Annotated in this window: 17 protein-coding genes; 9 read left to right on the top strand and 8 right to left on the bottom strand. The window is 55.2% G+C overall.

Going from position 1 to position 16,617, the window contains the following annotated elements; translation table 11 throughout:
* The first annotated feature begins 289 nt into the window (after positions 1-289).
* Together J3B00_RS15820 and J3B00_RS15815 are read left to right on the top strand one after the other, a co-directional pair.
* On the top strand, positions 290-832 hold the full coding sequence (locus J3B00_RS15820; protein WP_209868538.1) for a hypothetical protein: 543 nt from the start codon (positions 290-292) through the stop codon (positions 830-832).
* Between the two features lie 236 nt (positions 833-1,068).
* Entirely contained in the window at positions 1,069-1,653 is a 585-nt protein-coding gene (locus J3B00_RS15815) for a hypothetical protein (protein ID WP_209868535.1), read from the top strand.
* A 62-nt stretch (positions 1,654-1,715) separates the two neighbouring features.
* On the opposite strand, the gene J3B00_RS15810 is transcribed toward J3B00_RS15815, so the two are convergent.
* Positions 1,716-2,468, bottom strand: a complete 753-nt coding sequence (locus tag J3B00_RS15810) for an SDR family oxidoreductase (protein ID WP_209868533.1) — start codon at positions 2,466-2,468, stop codon at positions 1,716-1,718.
* A 103-nt stretch (positions 2,469-2,571) separates the two neighbouring features.
* Between J3B00_RS15810 and J3B00_RS15805 the strand changes: the two genes are divergently transcribed.
* Positions 2,572-3,483, top strand: a complete 912-nt coding sequence (locus tag J3B00_RS15805; RefSeq protein ID WP_209874911.1) for a LysR family transcriptional regulator — start codon at positions 2,572-2,574, stop codon at positions 3,481-3,483.
* A gap of 93 nt (positions 3,484-3,576) precedes the next feature.
* On the opposite strand, the gene J3B00_RS15800 is transcribed toward J3B00_RS15805, so the two are convergent.
* Positions 3,577-4,569, bottom strand: a complete 993-nt coding sequence (locus J3B00_RS15800) for a DNA-binding protein (RefSeq protein WP_209868530.1) — start codon at positions 4,567-4,569, stop codon at positions 3,577-3,579.
* A gap of 205 nt (positions 4,570-4,774) precedes the next feature.
* Between J3B00_RS15800 and J3B00_RS26905 the strand changes: the two genes are divergently transcribed.
* On the top strand, positions 4,775-5,716 hold the full coding sequence (locus J3B00_RS26905; protein ID WP_209868528.1) for a tyrosine-type recombinase/integrase: 942 nt from the start codon (positions 4,775-4,777) through the stop codon (positions 5,714-5,716).
* A 460-nt stretch (positions 5,717-6,176) separates the two neighbouring features.
* On the opposite strand, the gene J3B00_RS15790 is transcribed toward J3B00_RS26905, so the two are convergent.
* Together J3B00_RS15790 and J3B00_RS15785 are read right to left on the bottom strand one after the other, a co-directional pair.
* Positions 6,177-7,223 (bottom strand): DUF4062 domain-containing protein, encoded by a 1,047-nt coding sequence (locus J3B00_RS15790; protein WP_209868526.1) that lies wholly within the window; start codon positions 7,221-7,223, stop codon positions 6,177-6,179.
* Positions 7,224-7,359: 136 nt separating this feature from the next.
* Positions 7,360-7,551, bottom strand: a complete 192-nt coding sequence (locus J3B00_RS15785; protein ID WP_209868523.1) for an MbcA/ParS/Xre antitoxin family protein — start codon at positions 7,549-7,551, stop codon at positions 7,360-7,362.
* 382 nt (positions 7,552-7,933) lie between these two features.
* On the opposite strand from J3B00_RS15785, the gene J3B00_RS15780 reads away from it, so the two are divergent.
* Positions 7,934-8,482 carry a hypothetical protein gene (locus J3B00_RS15780; RefSeq protein WP_209868521.1) on the top strand — a complete coding sequence of 183 codons (549 nt, stop codon included), beginning with the start codon at positions 7,934-7,936 and terminating at the stop codon, positions 8,480-8,482.
* 703 nt (positions 8,483-9,185) lie between these two features.
* On the opposite strand, the gene J3B00_RS15775 is transcribed toward J3B00_RS15780, so the two are convergent.
* Positions 9,186-9,776: a flavodoxin gene (locus J3B00_RS15775; protein WP_209868519.1), complete on the bottom strand. Its 591-nt coding sequence runs from the start codon at positions 9,774-9,776 to the stop codon at positions 9,186-9,188.
* Positions 9,777-10,371: 595 nt separating this feature from the next.
* On the opposite strand from J3B00_RS15775, the gene J3B00_RS15770 reads away from it, so the two are divergent.
* Positions 10,372-11,193: an SDR family oxidoreductase gene (locus tag J3B00_RS15770; protein WP_209868517.1), complete on the top strand. Its 822-nt coding sequence runs from the start codon at positions 10,372-10,374 to the stop codon at positions 11,191-11,193.
* A 21-nt stretch (positions 11,194-11,214) separates the two neighbouring features.
* Here J3B00_RS15770 and J3B00_RS15765 read toward each other — a convergent pair whose 3' ends face one another.
* Positions 11,215-12,123, bottom strand: coding sequence for a LysR family transcriptional regulator (locus J3B00_RS15765; RefSeq protein WP_209868514.1), 909 nt, complete (start codon positions 12,121-12,123; stop codon positions 11,215-11,217).
* 106 nt (positions 12,124-12,229) lie between these two features.
* On the opposite strand from J3B00_RS15765, the gene J3B00_RS15760 reads away from it, so the two are divergent.
* From J3B00_RS15760 to J3B00_RS26655, 3 genes are all read left to right on the top strand, one after another.
* The gene (locus J3B00_RS15760) at positions 12,230-13,213 is read left to right on the top strand and encodes an aldo/keto reductase (RefSeq protein ID WP_209868512.1); all 984 of its coding nucleotides are present in this window, start codon (positions 12,230-12,232) and stop codon (positions 13,211-13,213) included.
* Positions 13,214-13,298: 85 nt separating this feature from the next.
* Positions 13,299-13,952, top strand: a complete 654-nt coding sequence (locus J3B00_RS26660; protein ID WP_245362568.1) for an MFS transporter — start codon at positions 13,299-13,301, stop codon at positions 13,950-13,952.
* A 2-nt stretch (positions 13,953-13,954) separates the two neighbouring features.
* Positions 13,955-14,542 (top strand): MFS transporter, encoded by a 588-nt coding sequence (locus J3B00_RS26655; RefSeq protein ID WP_245362567.1) that lies wholly within the window; start codon positions 13,955-13,957, stop codon positions 14,540-14,542.
* A 36-nt stretch (positions 14,543-14,578) separates the two neighbouring features.
* On the opposite strand, the gene J3B00_RS15750 is transcribed toward J3B00_RS26655, so the two are convergent.
* Complete coding sequence (locus tag J3B00_RS15750; RefSeq protein WP_209868509.1) at positions 14,579-15,586, bottom strand: aldo/keto reductase; 1,008 nt, start codon at positions 15,584-15,586, stop codon at positions 14,579-14,581.
* A gap of 94 nt (positions 15,587-15,680) precedes the next feature.
* Positions 15,681-16,583, bottom strand: coding sequence for a LysR family transcriptional regulator (locus J3B00_RS15745; RefSeq protein WP_209868506.1), 903 nt, complete (start codon positions 16,581-16,583; stop codon positions 15,681-15,683).
* Positions 16,584-16,617: the final 34 nt, after the last annotated feature.

Genomic DNA, 16,617 nt, shown 5'->3' with positions numbered 1-16,617 from the left:
CGGCATTTTCCAATGCGTCAAATACCGGGCTGTTGGAATCGCATGGCAACGTGCATTGCTGGAGGTTCCTAATGCGAGCGCTGTTCGAGTTGTTCAGCAAGATCTGCCTCTCCAACCCGCGATACTGGCAGAGCGATTGGATGTAAGGGTTGTAGTGGTGCCGACTGACCTAACCGCAGCGATGGATGACGAGTCATTGGTTCTTCTGTCCGCGTAGCTGCACAAGCGACGGTTAGCTTACTCAAGGGCCAAGGGGCACTGAGGCGTCTATCAGAAAATGGAGTGCTCTATGGAGCGTAAGGACTTGGTCGTTCCCGAACAACAGATGGTGATAAGCAGGAAGGATGGCCTACTCCCGCATCTTGAAGGAAAGGTCTTCCATGTCACTACGTCCCAAGGGTACGAGAAGATCTTGGAAACTGGCGCACTGCTGCCGAACACAGGAGAGCATCGCTCTCCATTCGGAAATAGCAGCAATGGGTATTTCCGTCTCAAGGGCTGCGTATCATTTTTTGACTATCGCAGATCGGGCTCCCCCGAATGGCTCGAGCACTACGATAAGTGCCTGCCCACCATGCCGCTGACCGCAGCATCACCCATAGTCGTCCTGTATCTCAATGACGACGAGCATGGCCTTCTAAAGACGTGGGAGGGCTGGAAAACTGATCAGCTGTGGTCGCAACGGGTCGTCCCGCATATAGAAGTGGGCTATCCGGGCCCTGTAGAGCTGCGCAGAACACATGGCCATCTGCTCGTAACGCTGAGCGCGGCGGGAAATGAGGATCCTCTTACTGAGATAGCAGCTGCTTACCTGTTGGACAGTTCTCGTTGAGTGATCACAGATTGGATTGAGCGTCTGTCCAGGCGGTGGCTTCACTGCGGATGTGCCTTGCTAAACATGCTCGCGCTTTGGTAATTTCATCTGCAGGGTTGCCGTGAACCTCCCTGCTGCGTGGGAAATCTCGGTTCTTCGCTTCCCACATAACTCCCTGTGGCCGGCTCAGCAAGCAGCATGTTCAGCGAAGTGCGTATGCGCTATCAAGGCCATGACAGTGGAGTCATGCGACTATGTTTACCACCGAATCTATCCTGAGCGCCTTCAAATCAATGGAGGTTGCCGATGTGCCGCAGAATCTTACTCACGCTCAAACCCTAGATTTTAAAGCGAAGCTATTCGGGTTCGCCCATTACTATCATCTCAAAACAGATCTCGAAAAAGCGCCAGCAGACAGGGCCGCTCACATCCATGACGCGCTCATGCGAAAGATTTGTGCTGCTCGGCTTCCAAATCCGCAGGCTAGCCATGTCCGAATGGTCGCGCATGATGATGAGGATGTAGGTTTCGATTCTTACTGGATCGGATGGGATAAGCGAGGCGATGAAGTCCGTGAGGCGAGGGCTGGGTTTGGTAGGTCTCGGATAGAAGCGTTTCGTGCGCGCAACCCTGAACCGCTCTACCTTCTCGGCGATGCCCAGGAACTGATCGCATGGCTTAAGGGTTGGCACTCAAACGCAGCAGTGCCAGTTGAATTGGCCAAAGAATTTTTTCCGGACATTTTTGATCAGAAGCACCTCGTGGCAGAAAACCCTCCCTACGAGCTGATCGACGAAAAGGTCAAAGCTGACATGCTGCGCCGCGGACTGAAACGCTAAGCTCGAGATTGAGTGCGGCAAGGAAGGGGGGCGATCCCCCTTCCTCTCGCAGATCATCAGCGTCAAATCTTTGCCTGCCCCCCGTCTACGAACAGTTCAGCTCCGTTTACGAAGCTTGAGTCATCGCTTGCGAGGAACACTGCGGCGTTGGCAATCTCGATGGGCTCTCCGACTCGCCCCAATGGTACCTGCGAAGCTAAGTAGTCGAGCAGGCCTTGCTGTTGTTCTGCATCTGGGCCAGCCAGGTCGACCAGGCCGGGAGTGCGAGTCGCGCCCGGACTGAGGGTGTTGACCCTTACTGCGCGATCCTTGAGATCCAGAATCCAACTACGAGTAAAGGCGCGGACAGCGGCCTTCGATGCTGAGTACACGCTGAACGCTGCGGTACCCGAGCTGCCAGCGGTAGAACCCGTAAGAATGATCGATGCGTTATGCGCCAGCAGCGGCAGCGCTTTCTGAACAGTGAACAGCACGCCTTTCACGTTACGGTCAAAGGTATCGTCGTAGTGGGCCTCGGTAATCTCGCCCAAAGGCAGCATGGAACCACCGCCGGCGTTGGCAAACAACACGTCGAGCCGCCCATGGTTCTGATTGATGCGGGCGTACAGAGCATCGAGCTGATCGAGCTTCGTGGAGTCGACGGCAATACCGGTCGCATTGCCCACCAGCTCCACCGCTTTGTCCAATTCAGCCTGGCGGCGTCCGGTGATGTAAACGTGGGCGCCCTCTTCAGCAAAGCGTTTAGCAGTGGCCAGACCGATGCCGGTAGTGCCGCCAGTGACCAGTGCGATTTTGCCTTCAAGTTTTTTGCTCATGATGTTTCTCCCGTTGAGGTTGTGATCTGGTGTGGGAGAAGCGTATCGACCGCAGGCTATTTTCAAAATAGAATCATTTGAAAGTCATCATTGCAGATTTGAAATGGCAAGGATTCCGGATTTTGAAGGACTGGCTATGTTCGCCAAAGTGGCTGAAGAGGGCTCTTACGCGGCGGCCGCCAGGGCCATGGGTGTGTCGGTACCTACGGTGTCCCGGGCCGTTGCACGCTTAGAGGAGCGCCTTGGCGCTCGTCTGTTTAACCGGACATCACGCCAACTCTCTATAACCGAGTTTGGCCAGCGCATGGTTGATCAAGCGAGTGCGTTGTATCGCCAGGCTGAGGAAATGGAAAGCGAAGCTCAGGAGCTATCTGTGCAGCCGCGGGGATTGGTGCGTTTAGCCGTACCAATGTCGTTCGGCTTGCGTTGGGTCGCGCCGTTGCTTCCCGAGTTACTGGAGCGTTACCCAGGACTTGAGCTGGATCTACACCTATCGGATTCAACAGTCGACCTGGTAGCTGATGGTTTCGATGCCGCATTGCGGATCGCTGCCCTCCCCGATTCCTCACTGGTTGCCCGGCGGATTTGCTCAGTAACCCAGTACCTGGTAGCAGCACCGTCGTACCTGGATCGGCATGGCCATCCAAGTCATCCTCGTGATCTCGTAGATCATGCGTGCATGAGCTACGCCTATCGAGCGCGAAGTCAGGTATGGCGCTTCACCCATGAGGATGGCAGCGAGCATGATGTATCACCTCGTGGCCCGCTACGCGTTACCAGCGCGGATGCATTGGTCGCGCCCTTGCTGACAGGCGTGGCGATAGCTGAACTTCCGGAATTCATCGCCGCCGAATTCCTAGCCGATGGACGTCTACAGCACATTCTGCCCCAGTGGCACATGACGAAGGGTGGTCTGTATTTCGTAACCCCGTCTGCGCGAACGCGGCCCAGAAAGATTCAGGCTCTTTCCGATTTCTTCGCTGAGCATCTTTCGAAGCCTGCCTGGCAGCAGTAACTGCCGACCTGGCGATCGGTTTTTTGATAGAGGATTCGGTAGGAGTACGTTTGTTCTCCTACGCCAGAAGCTCAACCGCTGCAGTTTTCTGCCCTATTCCGTCGGGCTATCCGTATCGCTTGAAGCCCGCAGTTCCTCGATCTCAGCTTCTGCGCTTGCGAGCTTCTGAACCAATTCCCTTTCCCTCTGCTGTCCCTCGATGGTTTCAGAGCGTGCTTCGCTTGCCTCTCTGGTCTTGATTTCGAGTTGGTGAGCCAGCAGCTCTTTGGCTCCTTCCGCGCGAGCAGTCGCTGCATTCGCGATGCCCAGGTCGCCTCTCAGATGTTCGATAGCATCACGATGCTGGTTCGCTTCCTTGGCGTGCTGGCGGTTCTCAGCGATCAAGCGTTCGTTGTCGCGGATCATTCGGGTGGCATCTTCCTGCTTAACCATCAGTGTTTGCTGGAGGACGGCCACCTCTTGCTGCATCTGGTAAATCTGAGATTCGTGACGGCTCAGATCTTGATCACGTTGCTCCTTCACCGCTACACGGTAGTGCTCAAGCGCTTCCCTGGCATGCGTGTGCTTCTCCTCCAGAGATTGGATTTGGGCGTCCTTCTCTTGGAGGCGAACCTCAAGGTCGCTGCAGCTCTGGCTGATGCGGGCGTTGCGGGTAATCTCGGTTTGAAGGCTGGATTGAATGGTTTTGAGCTCTTCATCCTGGGTTTGTAGTGCTGACTGGAGCTTGGTGACCTCCAGTTGCGCTTGTTCCAACTGGCTTTGAAGTGTACTGCTCTCAACCTTCATGGCCTTGCGTTCCTGTGCGAATGCAGCTCGCTCATGCGCTAAAGCTTCATTCCCCTCCTCTAGTAAGCGCTCGAGCATCTTGCCCACCAGCTCCGTGAGTTCATCACTTAGGCGCGAAGGGGAAGCTGAAGGTCGAGGGTCATGCGACTCGATTTCCTTCAAATATCGCTGAATTGTGGTCTTTGAGCCGGTATTTCCTAGCTCAATGCGGATTGCGTCAATGCTAGGGTTTTGCCCTCTGGACAACAGGGCCTCCCGAGCTTTCCGCACGAGTACCAGGTTAATGCCGCCTCTAGCCATTTCTGCTCCTACGATTTCGTACTGTTTTACGTTTCATGTAATTACATGGCACTTTACCATAAAAACCGCTAACAAATTTGAGCATTTCTAATAAGACATAATCGAGGTTTATGGCTTGTCAGACATAAGGTCAGGGGTAAAATGCCCTGAAAGCCGGTACAACTGGCAAAGCAGATCCACCGCAGGCTTGAAGCGGGGAAATAGCGTGGTTGAAGTGCGCAATAAAGCAGATAGGTATCTAGGAGCGAGCGTTCGTCAGAACACGTCGAAGAGCTATGCGGCCGCCCTCTCCCACTTCGAAGTGACCTGGGGTGGGTTCTTGCCCACGACCACCGAGTCAGTGGTGCGGTACATCGCCGAGTACGCTGACCAGCTAGCGTTCAGTACCCTCAAACAACGCCTGGCAGCACTCGCAAACTGGCATCAAAGCAACGGCTTCCCTGATCCCACTAAAGCCCCCAAGGTCAGGCAGTTGCTGAAAGGCATCCGGGCGCTACACCCCGTGCGACAGAGGCAAGCGGCCCCTCTAGCGTTGCTGCATCTTGAGAAGGCAGTGGCGCACCTCGAAGAAGAGGCTGCCCAAGCAAGAGCCGCCGGCAACATGGCTGCTGTGCTCAAGTCCACCCGTGATGTCGCCTTGCTCACAATCGGTTTCTGGAGAGGGTTCCGCGGGGACGAACTGGCTAGACTCACGGTCGAGAACACGCATGCCGAGCGTTACGTTGGGATCAGGTTCTATCTCGGGTCTTCCAAAGGAGATCGGCAGAACATAGGTCGGGAGTACAAGACCCCCTCGTTGAGCAAGCTGTGCCCGGTCGAGGCATATCTGAACTGGATCGAAGTAGCAGGTTTAACCCGCGGTGGTGTTTTCAGGGGTATCGATCGCTGGGGCAACATCAGCGATCGCCCTATCGCGGCTCACAGCTTGATTCCTCTCCTTCGCGACACCCTGAATAGGTGTGGCCTGCCGTCGGAGATCTACAGTGCACACTCAATGCGGCGTGGATTTGCTACTTGGGCAGCAAGCTCCGGCTGGGATATTAAGACGCTGATGGAGTACGTCGGCTGGAGCGACATGAAGTCAGCATTGCGATATGTGGAACCGGCTCAGCAATTTGGGGGGCTGATCAGGAAGCTGGAGGAGTAGGCAAAAGAAGCTCGACTTGAGAGCCAGCTCCCGTGCAAGCAATTAATGGTTCGGCATTAAAGTTACCAAATCACGCACCAGGTGATAACGATCATGTCAAGATAAGGTGGGCGTGCCCTCTCGGAGCCGGCTGTCGTGAACCAAACCCCCGGTGTGCGCCGTGGTCTCAGCCCTGCGGGCATCCATCCGTCACGCCTATGCGAAAGAATAGGTCAGTATTGGTTCCTGCTGCTGCAGGTTCTTTTCGTGGTGCTCTGGGCGATCGGCAAAAAGGATCCACCTCACTCTGAGCCCCCGGTGAAACAGGCGCCAGTGAGCACCCTGGAAACTGTCTCATCACCAACACCCCAACCACTTCAGGATTCTGCCCCAGGACACGTTAACGCGGACAAGCTGAAGACGAACAATCCAGACGGCCTGCCCTATAGGCTCGCTTGCACTCACCAGTCCATGTACACCATCACATGGACATTTTGCGCTCAAAGCGGAACATCACTTCGTCCAACCAATGACGGTACGCCGCCGGCGTGGCAGGGATCAACAGATTCCGCTCCTCCAGATTTTGCTGAGAGCGGTGCGGCATCGAGATGCTGTTGGTCGCAGTGGCAGGGGGCTCAGCGAAGAGCTTGTGGTCAACGCCATACAGGCCTATCTGGAACCAGCCGCCCTTCCCCTCGCTCAGCAAACTGAACGCAGCCTCGGCCCCTTTTCTGACCTGGGACGGTGAAAGGTAAAAGGAGTCCATGAAATTTCTTGAGGCGGACGCATTGGCGAGGGAAACAGAGATCGAGCAGAGCCCGCTTTCATGATGCCGCCACTTGATCTCTGAGGTATCGATCCCTGTCTGATCGGCAGTGTCGAAGTCCTTGTAGCCGCCTTTGAGCGAACCCAGGCCGGCCTGGCAAACCTTCAAGAAGAAAGCCTCGTGCTGTGCATGCGCGGAGCGGAGCGTGCCGGCAGTTTCAGGCTGCGGGAGGAAAACTACTTCCAGACGGGCCTCGTGATCATAGCCACCCCACCGACCATTGCCATTCCTTTGCTGCAGGCGCTGCACGAACTCTTGCTCAGAGATGGCCTTACGGTTCACGGACATTTGATTCAAGCCCTGAACAATGCCGTCCGAGAGCTGGTACTGATCGGTGAAGGTCACCCGGAACAGGCCATCAAGGTAGTCCGATACTTCCCAGGACAATGCCTTCTGGCGTTCTTCCATCTCCACGGTTTCGAGGAAGGCCAGGATCGGTTTGCCTGCAGCTTTTGCACGCCGAAACTCCTGCTGGGTCACAGACTCCCCTGTCTCCGTCTGATAGCCAAAGTTCGCGCCTAGGATCAGCAGGACGACATCAGCCTGGTCGACCTCAGTCATGCACGCATGCTGTGAGGAGTACGGGCGCGCCCCAAAGTCTTCGCACATGACTGGCGTGTGCCCCAGCAATGTTATGGCTTTCCTGGCTGCTGCTCGGTACTGCTCAAACCCACTGACGACGGAGCTTACAAACACCTTCATTGTGATCCCTCAGAGCTGACGACTTTGGCAGACCCTCTGTATGTTCTCACAGGCGTGACTCCCAAGTACCCTACCCAGCAATATGAGCACTCACTACACTGGGACGGCTTGTACTTTCTCACAACCGGCAGTGACTTCAACAGGCATAGCCGTGCTCAATCCGGGTCAGCACCTCGATCACCTGCTCCAAGTATTCCTCGTTTTTCACATAGTCGATTGCTGTCTGGCCACCGAATAATTGATTGGGCGTAGCCAACCACACCGCCGCTTTGGCTTTGTCACCGAACACCTCCTCAGCCTTCAGCCACACCACATCGACATCCTGCATTCGCCATCCCCCGCTTGTGATTTTTCCCGACGTACTAACCCGATCGCCCCCCCCGGCCTGGAGAGGCGGCCCAGAGTGCGCATCAGCAGCCCTCGCCCCACCAAGAGTAAAAGTTAAGCTGCGACGCGAAACACACCGCGATGAAGAGCAGGCGAATCGCACCGCGGACGCGAAAATCTTGGCGCAGGCGGTGAAAGATCTGAGGATACCTAGCGCCTTGACAGTTTCACGAGAGCTGCCGCACCATTCGGCCACAGGTACGCCTACAGGTGCCTGAGCCGCCCGCTGGCCAAGTGAGAACACTGTAAGCAAAAATCTGACGAATTCCCAAAAATCTAGGGCCTGAGCGGGCCAGTGCTCCGTATTGGATTATGGGATAGCCATGTCTAAATCACTAGCTTCCTTACAACCCCTCACCCCTGAGCTCCTGAAAAAAATCAAACGCGAAGCCAAGCTTCTTAAGCGCAAAAGCCAAAAGACTTTGCGGCATAGAGCATGCCTGGGCATCGTCGCGCAACGTTATGGTTTCGAGTCATGGAAGAGCTGCCAGGAATCATTCCAGGAAGCCTTTAAATCGTGGCGCGACCATGGAAGAGAGCTCTGTGCAGCAGCAGTGGCTGAAAAGAGCCGGTCTTACTACTTCGTTCAGATGCATGATGACTTTGAGCGCAGCTATTTTAGTCACTGGGTGGGATGGTCGGATGACGGGTATGAGCTTCGGGTGCCATCTAAGGTCAATCCCGCTTGGTTTATCCGCGTTTTCAGGGAATCGAGGGAAGAAACGCTTTACGTGATCGAGACAGAGGAAGACTACAACCGCTGGACGCTTTTCTGGCATGGGCCAGCACTGGTTGAGTGCGAGCTCATGCTATCGGAGGAACCTCGATTCTTGAGTCCTGAACCCTCGTATAGCCGTCCTCGCTTGACGTAAATCGCAACGAAGAGAAAGGCCCGAATCACTAAATTCGGGTCTTTCATCATAACAGTCAGACCAGGGCAACGGTTTAGGCAAGTTGTCTTCGATTACGACTCCTCAATGCGCCTCAACACCTGCCTATCAATGCGATGGCAATTGGGCAATCAGTCTGCGCACCAATGGCTGCGTCGGTGATGGCCTTTGGCTAGAATACAGTCCATCGAGGACAACGCTGGCGACTCCATGATTTTGGCAATCGCCCCCAGAACGCAAGGAAGATCCCATCAAAGGCGGGGAACGTGAATTTAAACTGCATAAAAGTCCTCGGGCACGCGCAAGCTCTCTGGTGAGAGGCACTATTCGATAAAGAATGACTTGATCCGAAGAGAGACATCGAAACAGTCAGCAGATTAAGAAAGCAGTGCTATATCAGCGAAAAAGCAAACCTTTCAACGTGAACGCCAAATGGCTCACGCCTCAGACAATAAGAACAAAGGTCTGCGATGGAAGGCTTAGCTTTATTAGTTAGTGCTCGGGAACACTGGTAATATGTGCGCGTATATCGTCACGCCCTACTTCATGGTAATGACACCAGTAGTCATTCCACAGAATAATCGCCCACAAAATGAATAACCTTATGAGCTTTATTCATCAATTGGCGCAGCCTGCGCGCTTGGATGCTTCTCGAGCGATCAGGGAAGACTGTGTCTCCATGAAATCAGACGGTGAGGTCTAGCAGCCACTTATTGACTGTCTCCATTGTGCGCCTCTCCTGCTCTCCTTCCATCACAAATCCTTCGACGATGCTGGCATCTGGGGCATGCTCCGCAAGCACCTGCAGGCTGTCTCCAAGTCCATAGCCCCCGTGAGTGACGAAGGGAACAACGGTCTTACCTGCAAGATCGTGAGCAGACAAAAACGAACGGATTACAGGTGGTGCGGTTTCGCCCCAGATGGGGAAGCCAAGAAACACGATCTCATATCTACCGATATCCGGCATTACTTGCTGGAGCTGAGGCTTGAAGCCATCAGCCGTTTCGTCCCGAGCTTGGGCGACAGTTTCCAGGTAGTCAGCTGGGTAGGGCTGAACTGGGTTTATCTCAAAAATATCGGCTTTTTGGGATCGCTGGATCAGGCCTGCTACCACCCTTGTGTTCCCTGAGCGGGAGAAATATGCGACGACGGCTTTCGCGCCAGTAGGGTTCGTGGCGCGTGAGCTGCTTACCTCCTGGCCTGCACCAGAAGCCATTAACGGGAGGCTCGCAATGGCCGCAATCACTTTGCGGCGAAGTGGATCAGATACAGTCATGGTTTTCCTCGCATCCAGAGAGATGTCACAGCTCCTACGAGTAGGACGGAACAGGTTTTCATTGATGTCCACGTCGCTCGGCTGGCTTATGGCAAAGCCACAGTTCGGGTAAAAGGCACAGGGGCGATAGCGTACTCTTCGTAAAAATTGGCGCACTCCGTTCACAAGGTCTAGCTCAGTGATGCTGCTCGGCGATTCGATATCCACCGCGCCCCGGCGAGATCACCGTTGCCCTAATGCCATGAGGTTTGACGCCTGCGTGAGCCCCTCTGAAATGATCAACACGGCACTTGGCACCTGTGATTACTACGACCTTTCCGGCAATATTCTCTCGACTCACCTGATCAACCCCTGCAGGGTCATAAGTCACTAAATTCTAGGTCGCTTGGTGTAGCTCAACAATCGGCAAATTACTTTAAGACCTCATGAGCATCGCTCACCAATTACCGGGGATCACTGCTTCAGAGAGCGACGGGGGTATGCTTTTCGTAAAGATTGATGAATCTCTCTCACAGGGGTACACAGAGTTCATCGGCTAATAAATGTACAGAATCTGACCTACAGTGATGTTCTAACTCTGAACTGGGAGAGGAACATGACAGATGTAACGGTTGTGATTGGCGCTGGCTCCATCGGCCAGGCAATTGCTCGAAGAGTGAGCGCAGGCAAGCATGTTGTACTGGCAGACCTACGCAAGGAAACCGCTGACGCAGCTGCCAAAGTGCTCAACGACGCCGGCTTTGAAGTCAGCACGGCAGTCGTTGATGTTTCCTCTCGTGAATCTGTAAAATCCTTGGTTGATACCGCCACGGTCATTGGCGATATCACTGGGGTGATCCATGCCGCTGGAGTCTCCCCCTCCCAGGCTCCACCAGCAACCATCCTTCGAGTGGATTTGTATGGCACTGCGCTGGTTCTGGAGCTCTTCGGTAACGTCATTGCCAAAGGTGGATCTGCCATCGTCATCGCTTCGCAGTCCGGTCATCGACTGCCGGCGCTGACACCTGAGCAAAATAAAGCCCTGGCCCTCACGCCCGTTGAAGAGCTACTGACGCTTCCGATGCTACAGCCCGAACAGGTGACCGACCCGCTGAACGCCTACCAGATCTCCAAACGCGGCAACTCCCTGCGCGTGGCCGCAGAAGCTGTTCGATGGGGTAAGCGTGGTGCTCGCGTCAACACAATCAGCCCAGGCATCATCTTCACCCCACTGGCTCGTGATGAATTGAATGGCCCACGCGGCGCTGGGTATCGAAGCATGATCGAATCCTGCGCGGCCAAACGCGGTGGCACCCCTGATGAGGTAGGCGCCGTTGCCGCTTTGCTGATGGGCCCCGAAGGGACGTTCATCACTGGCAGCGACTTCCTCATGGATGGTGGCGTAACTGCACAATACTGGTGGGGCGAAAACCAGTAAGCCAAGCAGTCAGCAGGAGGACTAACGTTTCTCCTGTTGGCGAGCCCACTCGCGTACAGCTTCAGCGAACATCCTCAAGGCCATTGGTGGATGACGATTAGCCGGGTAGTAAAGACAGGCTCCGCCGTAGTAAGGCCCCCACTCCGGCAGCAGATGTATCAACCTTCCAGTTTGCAGGTGCTCTTCCACCTGAAGCTCAGGCACCCAAGCAATGCCAATCCCGGCGAGCGCAGCCTCGATCATCAGGTTGATGTTGTCCATCGTCATCGGGCCGTCTACATCAATGCTGGCAGATCGACCCAGGTGATCGAGATCCCACCGGAATAACGTTCCGCTCGCAAACCGAAATCTGATGCATCGATGCACTTTGAGGTCGTGCGGGGCCTTCGGCGCAGGATGACGGGTGAGGTACTCGGGTGAGGCCACAGCTGCGAATCGAATGTCAGGCCCAAACCGCACAGCAATCATGTCTCGCGGTACGTCGTCATAGAGCCGTATGCCAGCATCGAATCCATCAGCAACGATATCCACCAATCGACTATCGGCGACGCACTCGATGTGTATCTGGGGATTGTCTTGCAAGAACTGAGGCATGACGTGGCGGATCAGCGGTTTGAAGGACGATTCCGACGCACTCAACCGGATAGAACCGGACGGTGTACTGCGCTCAGAGGTAACGTCATTCACTGCGCACTCCAAGTCTTTCAGGAGTGGCTGAACTCGAAGAAAGAGCTCCTCTCCCGCTTCAGTCAGGGCTACAGACCGCGTAGTTCGGTTGAACAGGCGGAGTTCAAGTCGGGCCTCCAAACCTCTCATAGAGTGGCTAAGGGCGGAAGGCGAAACCCCCAACGCTTTCGCCGCTCCGGTGAAACTCTTCTGCTCAGCTATCGCGACGAAAGCGGTCAGCTCAGGGACTCCAGCTCTGATCATTGATGAATTCCCCTCACCTACCCATGAAATGAAATGCTAATTGTTGAGCAAGCCACACGAGTTTAGAGTTTACATGTCATCTACATCTTTGCGAAGGAGACGAAACATGTTGAAACGTCAGCTCGGCAAAAGCGGATTGGAAGTGTCCGCCCTGGGGTTGGGATGCATGGGTATCAGCTATGCCTACGGCCCGGCCTTGGAGAAGAAAGCAGCTACCGCTTTGATCCGAGACGCCTTCGATAAAGGGGTGAATTTTTTCGACACAGCTGAAGCCTACGGGCCATTCACCAATGAAGAGTTGCTCGGGGAGGCCTTGGCTCCAGTTCGCGACCAAGTGGTAATCGCTACTAAATTTGGCTTCAAGAATGGCTTGCCGGCTGATGGGCTGGATAGCCGTCCAGAAAACATCAAAAAGGTGGTCGAGCAATCACTGCGGCTTTTGAAAACCGACCGTATCGAGCTTCTCTACCAGCACCGAGTCGATCCCCAGGTGCCAGTGGAAGATGTCGCCGGCACAGTCAAGGAATTGGTTGAAGCGGGTAAAGTCCTCCACTTCGGTATGTCAGAGGCCGGGGTAGACGCCATTCGCCGGGCGCATTCAGTGCTGCCCGTTGCAGCGCTCCAGAGCGAGTATTCCTTGTGGTGGCGCGAGCCAGAAAAGGACATTCTTCCCACCTTGGAAGAGCTCGGAATTGGCTTTGTACCGTTCAGTCCGCTTGGCAAGGGCTTCCTTACCGGGGCTATCGATACCAACACCAAATTCGCAGATGACGACTTCCGCAATGTGGTGCCGCGATTCACCGAGGAGAGCCGTGCAGCCAACGCGAAGCTGGTGGAAGTGCTCGGGGTCATTGCTGATAGCAAAGGCGCCACCCGTGCTCAGGTAGCGCTGGCCTGGCTGTTGGCTCAGAAACCTTGGATCGTCCCAATCCCAGGCACTACCAAACTGCATCGCCTCGAGGAAAACATTGCTGCAGCCACTCTCAGCCTGAGTAGCAGCGACCTGGCCTCCATTGCGACCGCTCTTGAGCACATCCAAATTGTTGGCGACCGCTACCCGGCGCACCTTCAAAAAAACGTCAACCGTTAAAAACTTCCGTAAGACGTGCCGCCGGCATCCCAGCGGGAAGCCGGCGGTGTCGTTTCTCGCACTTTTGCCGAGGGTCACACTCTCCATGTCACAGACTAAGCCCCTTTCGGCAGGCAATCAGCACTCGGACAAACAAAGCCTATGGATTCTCGCGATCCTCAGCGCATTGATGGCTTTCGCGTCTATCTCCACCGATCTGTACCTGCCTGCCATGCCAGCAATGGCCCAATCGCTACATGCCAGCGCTGCGCAACTGGAGCTCACTATCTCGGGCTACTTGGTCGGCTTCAGCCTAGGCCAACTGCTATGGGGCCCAATCGGCGACCGCTACGGTCGGCGCCTACCTATCGCCCTCGGCTTGCTTCTGTTCATCGCGGGCTCTATCGGTTGCGCATTGTCGACCGCAGCTCCCGTCATGATCATTTGCCGTGCCCTCCAGGCAATCGGGGCCTGTGCAAGCGTGGTTCTGGCACGAGCAATGATCCGTGACCTCTATGAGGGGCACCGTGCAGCACAAATGCTTTCTACGTTGATGACGGTGATGGCCATCGCGCCCTTGTTGGGCCCAACCGTTGGCGGAGCGCTTCTGAAATTTGGATCCTGGCATTTGATCTTCTGGACGCTGGCCGCATTCGGTATCGCTACTTTGGCCGCGCTGTACTCGCTGCCTGAGACGCTACCCATAGAGCGACGAAATTATGAGCCTCTGGGGGGGCATGGAGGCGTTACATCCAGCTGATGATGGATCGGCGAATCATCGGCTACGCCACAGTCGGCGGATTTTTCTACGGAGGTATGTATGCCTACATCGCGGGAACGCCTTTCGCATACATTGACTACTACCACATTTCACCACAGTCCTATGGCCTGCTGTTTGCTCTGGGTATTGCGGGAATCATGATGGCCAATCAGGTCAATGCCAGGCTCGTGAAGCGCGTGGGTGGTGACCAGCTTATGCGCTTAGGGGCGGTAATGGCGGCAGTGGCGGGAATCTGGTTGTTGGTTGACTCTTGGAGCGGCTTGGGAGGGCTAGCCGGGCTGGTAGCTCCTTTATTCGTCTTTTGCGCGGCGGCGGGCTTGATTATCGCGAACTCCATCGTCGGGGCACTCAATAGCTTCCCAACCGTTGCAGGTGCGGTTTCCGCACTAATCGGTGCGTTGCAGTATGGCACCGGCATTTTGGGGTCAGGATTAGTCGGAGCTTTAGCAGATGGTACACCTCGCCCAATGGCCTTGGTGATCGCTGCCTTTGGTGTCGCAAGTATGCTGTGTGCATTCTGGCTAGTTAGATCAACACCACAGGCGCAAAAAGAACCGGCCCAAATTTAGGGCCGGCTCGTTGGCTGGACTTGAAGCGTCCAATTATCAGACTTTTCGGCCTTCGACCGGGTAACCAGGATCGGTGAACCCGTGGGTCGAGGAATGGCCAGGTACTACAAGGGAATTGACCAGTTGCTCGTCATCCGAGCCCAGTTCCAACGTCAAAGCATCCATGTAGCTGTCCCAGTGAACTTCGGTTCGAGGGCCGGCGATAGCAGAACTGATCAATTCATTTCTCAGCACCCAGGCAATGGCGAAAGCGATGGGGGTTGTTCCGCGCGCCGCCGCGTGTTCTGCAACGGCTTGAGCAACCTGCAGAGATTCGGATCGCCATTCAGTCTGCTGGATCCGCTTGTCACCCCGACCAGCTCGAGTATCTGGTGCCGGAGCAGCATTCACTGAATATTTCCCGCTGAGCACTCCTCTGGCCAATGGGCTGTAGGGCACAACGCCAATGCCATAGTGGCCGGCGACCGGCAACTGCTCGACCTCGGCGACACGGTTCACGATGTTATACAGAGGTTGACTGACGGTTGGCCGCTGTATGCCAAGAGCGTCAGCAAGTCTTACCATTTCCGCGATCCGCCAACCGTGGAAGTTGGATACGCCGTAGTAGCGTATCTTGCCCTGACGAATCAGGTCGTCAATCGCTCGCATCCCCTCCTCCATCGGCGCGTCGGCCAGGGCGCGATGGAAGTACAAAATATCGATGAAGTCCGTACCCAGGCGCTTCAGACTGGCCTCGACATTCTGGATGATCCACTTACGCGACTGGCCCTGTTGGTTGGGGCCTGCGTCTGCAGACGATGGATATCCAAACTTGGTAGCCACAACCCAGTTATCGCGGGATGCGGCAATGGCTCGACCGGCCACCTCCTCAGAACGGCCAGCATGGTAAGCGTCAGCGGTATCGATGAAGTTAATGCCGGCAGCACCCGCTTTGTCGATGATGCGCTTGGAGGTTGCCTCATCGGTCTCGCCGCCAAACATCATTGCACCGAGGCACAGCGGAGATACCTTCAAGGCGCTACGACCCAGATATCGATAATTCATGACAGATCCTTGATAGCTTAGAAACCGTATCAACCCTAAGCCAAGCCGGACTGAAGATTAAGGTGCCAAAGAGGGAAACGGCCATGAATCCATTTCATGAGTCTCTATCAGAGAAGCGGAGTGCTTCCACCACTAAGCTCAACGCTCGAGACGATTGCCTTCGACTGGGGTAGTAAATGTGCAGTCCTGGGAATGTAGGAAACCAGTTCTCAAGCACCCAGACGAGTCGACCGGCAGCAACATGCTCGCGGACTAATTCCTCTGGCAGGTAGGCTATCCCGCAACCATCAATGGCAGCAGCAAGCATTGGATAAGTACCATTAAAGGTAAGCTGGCCGCTCACCCTTACCTGCACCTCGCTCTCACCATCGCTGAGTTCCCATGGATAGCAACCGCCATGGGTGGGCAGCCTAAGATTGATGCAGTTGTGCTCGCCTAGATCACTGGGCGAAGCCGGCATAGCCCGCCCTTTAAAGTAATCGGGCGAAGCTACCATCGCCATCCGCAAATCGGGCCCGATCCGGACAGCAATCATGTCCTGGGCGATCTGGTCGCCCAGACGAACTCCAATGTCATAGCGCTCCGCTACAATGTCCGTCAAACCATAGTCGGTTGTGATCTCGATCTTGATGTCCGGGTACTGGAGCAAGAGATCTTTCAAACGAGGCCACAACACAGCATTTGCGGCGTAATCAGTCGCGGAAATGCGCAGGTTGCCACGGGGAGCATCCCCCAATTCGATGACCTCCGCGATCTCGGCATCAACTTCCGCAAAGAGGGAGGAAAGCTTCTGGAACAGCTGCTCACCGGCTTCGGTAGGGGTAACGCTTCGGGTTGTCCGTGTGAGCAATCTCACCCCTAAGCGGGCCTCCAGCGTTCGTATGGTATGACTTAACGCAGATTGAGATACCCCGAGCTGAGCAGCTGCCCTGGTGAAGCTTCGCTCACGAGAGATCGCGAGAAACGCCTGAAAATCGCCGTAGCCTTCACGTGCCATTGATACTCGCCTGCTGAGGTAAACGTGAACAGGA

The organism is Pseudomonas sp. BP8 (assembly GCF_017875955.1).
GTDB lineage: Bacteria > Pseudomonadota > Gammaproteobacteria > Pseudomonadales > Pseudomonadaceae > Aquipseudomonas.
This window is presented reverse-complemented; position numbering and strand designations above follow the sequence as displayed.

Coding starts and splice junctions, on each gene's coding strand:
- J3B00_RS15820 (WP_209868538.1), top strand. CDS start 290: ATGGAGCGTAAGGACTTGGTCGTTCCCGAACAACAGATGGTGATAAGC.
- J3B00_RS15815 (WP_209868535.1), top strand. CDS start 1,069: ATGTTTACCACCGAATCTATCCTGAGCGCCTTCAAATCAATGGAGGTT.
- J3B00_RS15810 (WP_209868533.1), bottom strand. CDS start 2,468: ATGAGCAAAAAACTTGAAGGCAAAATCGCACTGGTCACTGGCGGCACT.
- J3B00_RS15805 (WP_209874911.1), top strand. CDS start 2,572: ATGGCAAGGATTCCGGATTTTGAAGGACTGGCTATGTTCGCCAAAGTG.
- J3B00_RS15800 (WP_209868530.1), bottom strand. CDS start 4,569: ATGGCTAGAGGCGGCATTAACCTGGTACTCGTGCGGAAAGCTCGGGAG.
- J3B00_RS15790 (WP_209868526.1), bottom strand. CDS start 7,223: ATGAAGGTGTTTGTAAGCTCCGTCGTCAGTGGGTTTGAGCAGTACCGA.
- J3B00_RS15785 (WP_209868523.1), bottom strand. CDS start 7,551: ATGCAGGATGTCGATGTGGTGTGGCTGAAGGCTGAGGAGGTGTTCGGT.
- J3B00_RS15780 (WP_209868521.1), top strand. CDS start 7,934: ATGTCTAAATCACTAGCTTCCTTACAACCCCTCACCCCTGAGCTCCTG.
- J3B00_RS15775 (WP_209868519.1), bottom strand. CDS start 9,776: ATGACTGTATCTGATCCACTTCGCCGCAAAGTGATTGCGGCCATTGCG.
- J3B00_RS15770 (WP_209868517.1), top strand. CDS start 10,372: ATGACAGATGTAACGGTTGTGATTGGCGCTGGCTCCATCGGCCAGGCA.
- J3B00_RS15765 (WP_209868514.1), bottom strand. CDS start 12,123: ATGATCAGAGCTGGAGTCCCTGAGCTGACCGCTTTCGTCGCGATAGCT.
- J3B00_RS15760 (WP_209868512.1), top strand. CDS start 12,230: ATGTTGAAACGTCAGCTCGGCAAAAGCGGATTGGAAGTGTCCGCCCTG.
- J3B00_RS26660 (WP_245362568.1), top strand. CDS start 13,299: ATGTCACAGACTAAGCCCCTTTCGGCAGGCAATCAGCACTCGGACAAA.
- J3B00_RS26655 (WP_245362567.1), top strand. CDS start 13,955: ATGGATCGGCGAATCATCGGCTACGCCACAGTCGGCGGATTTTTCTAC.
- J3B00_RS15750 (WP_209868509.1), bottom strand. CDS start 15,586: ATGAATTATCGATATCTGGGTCGTAGCGCCTTGAAGGTATCTCCGCTG.
- J3B00_RS15745 (WP_209868506.1), bottom strand. CDS start 16,583: ATGGCACGTGAAGGCTACGGCGATTTTCAGGCGTTTCTCGCGATCTCT.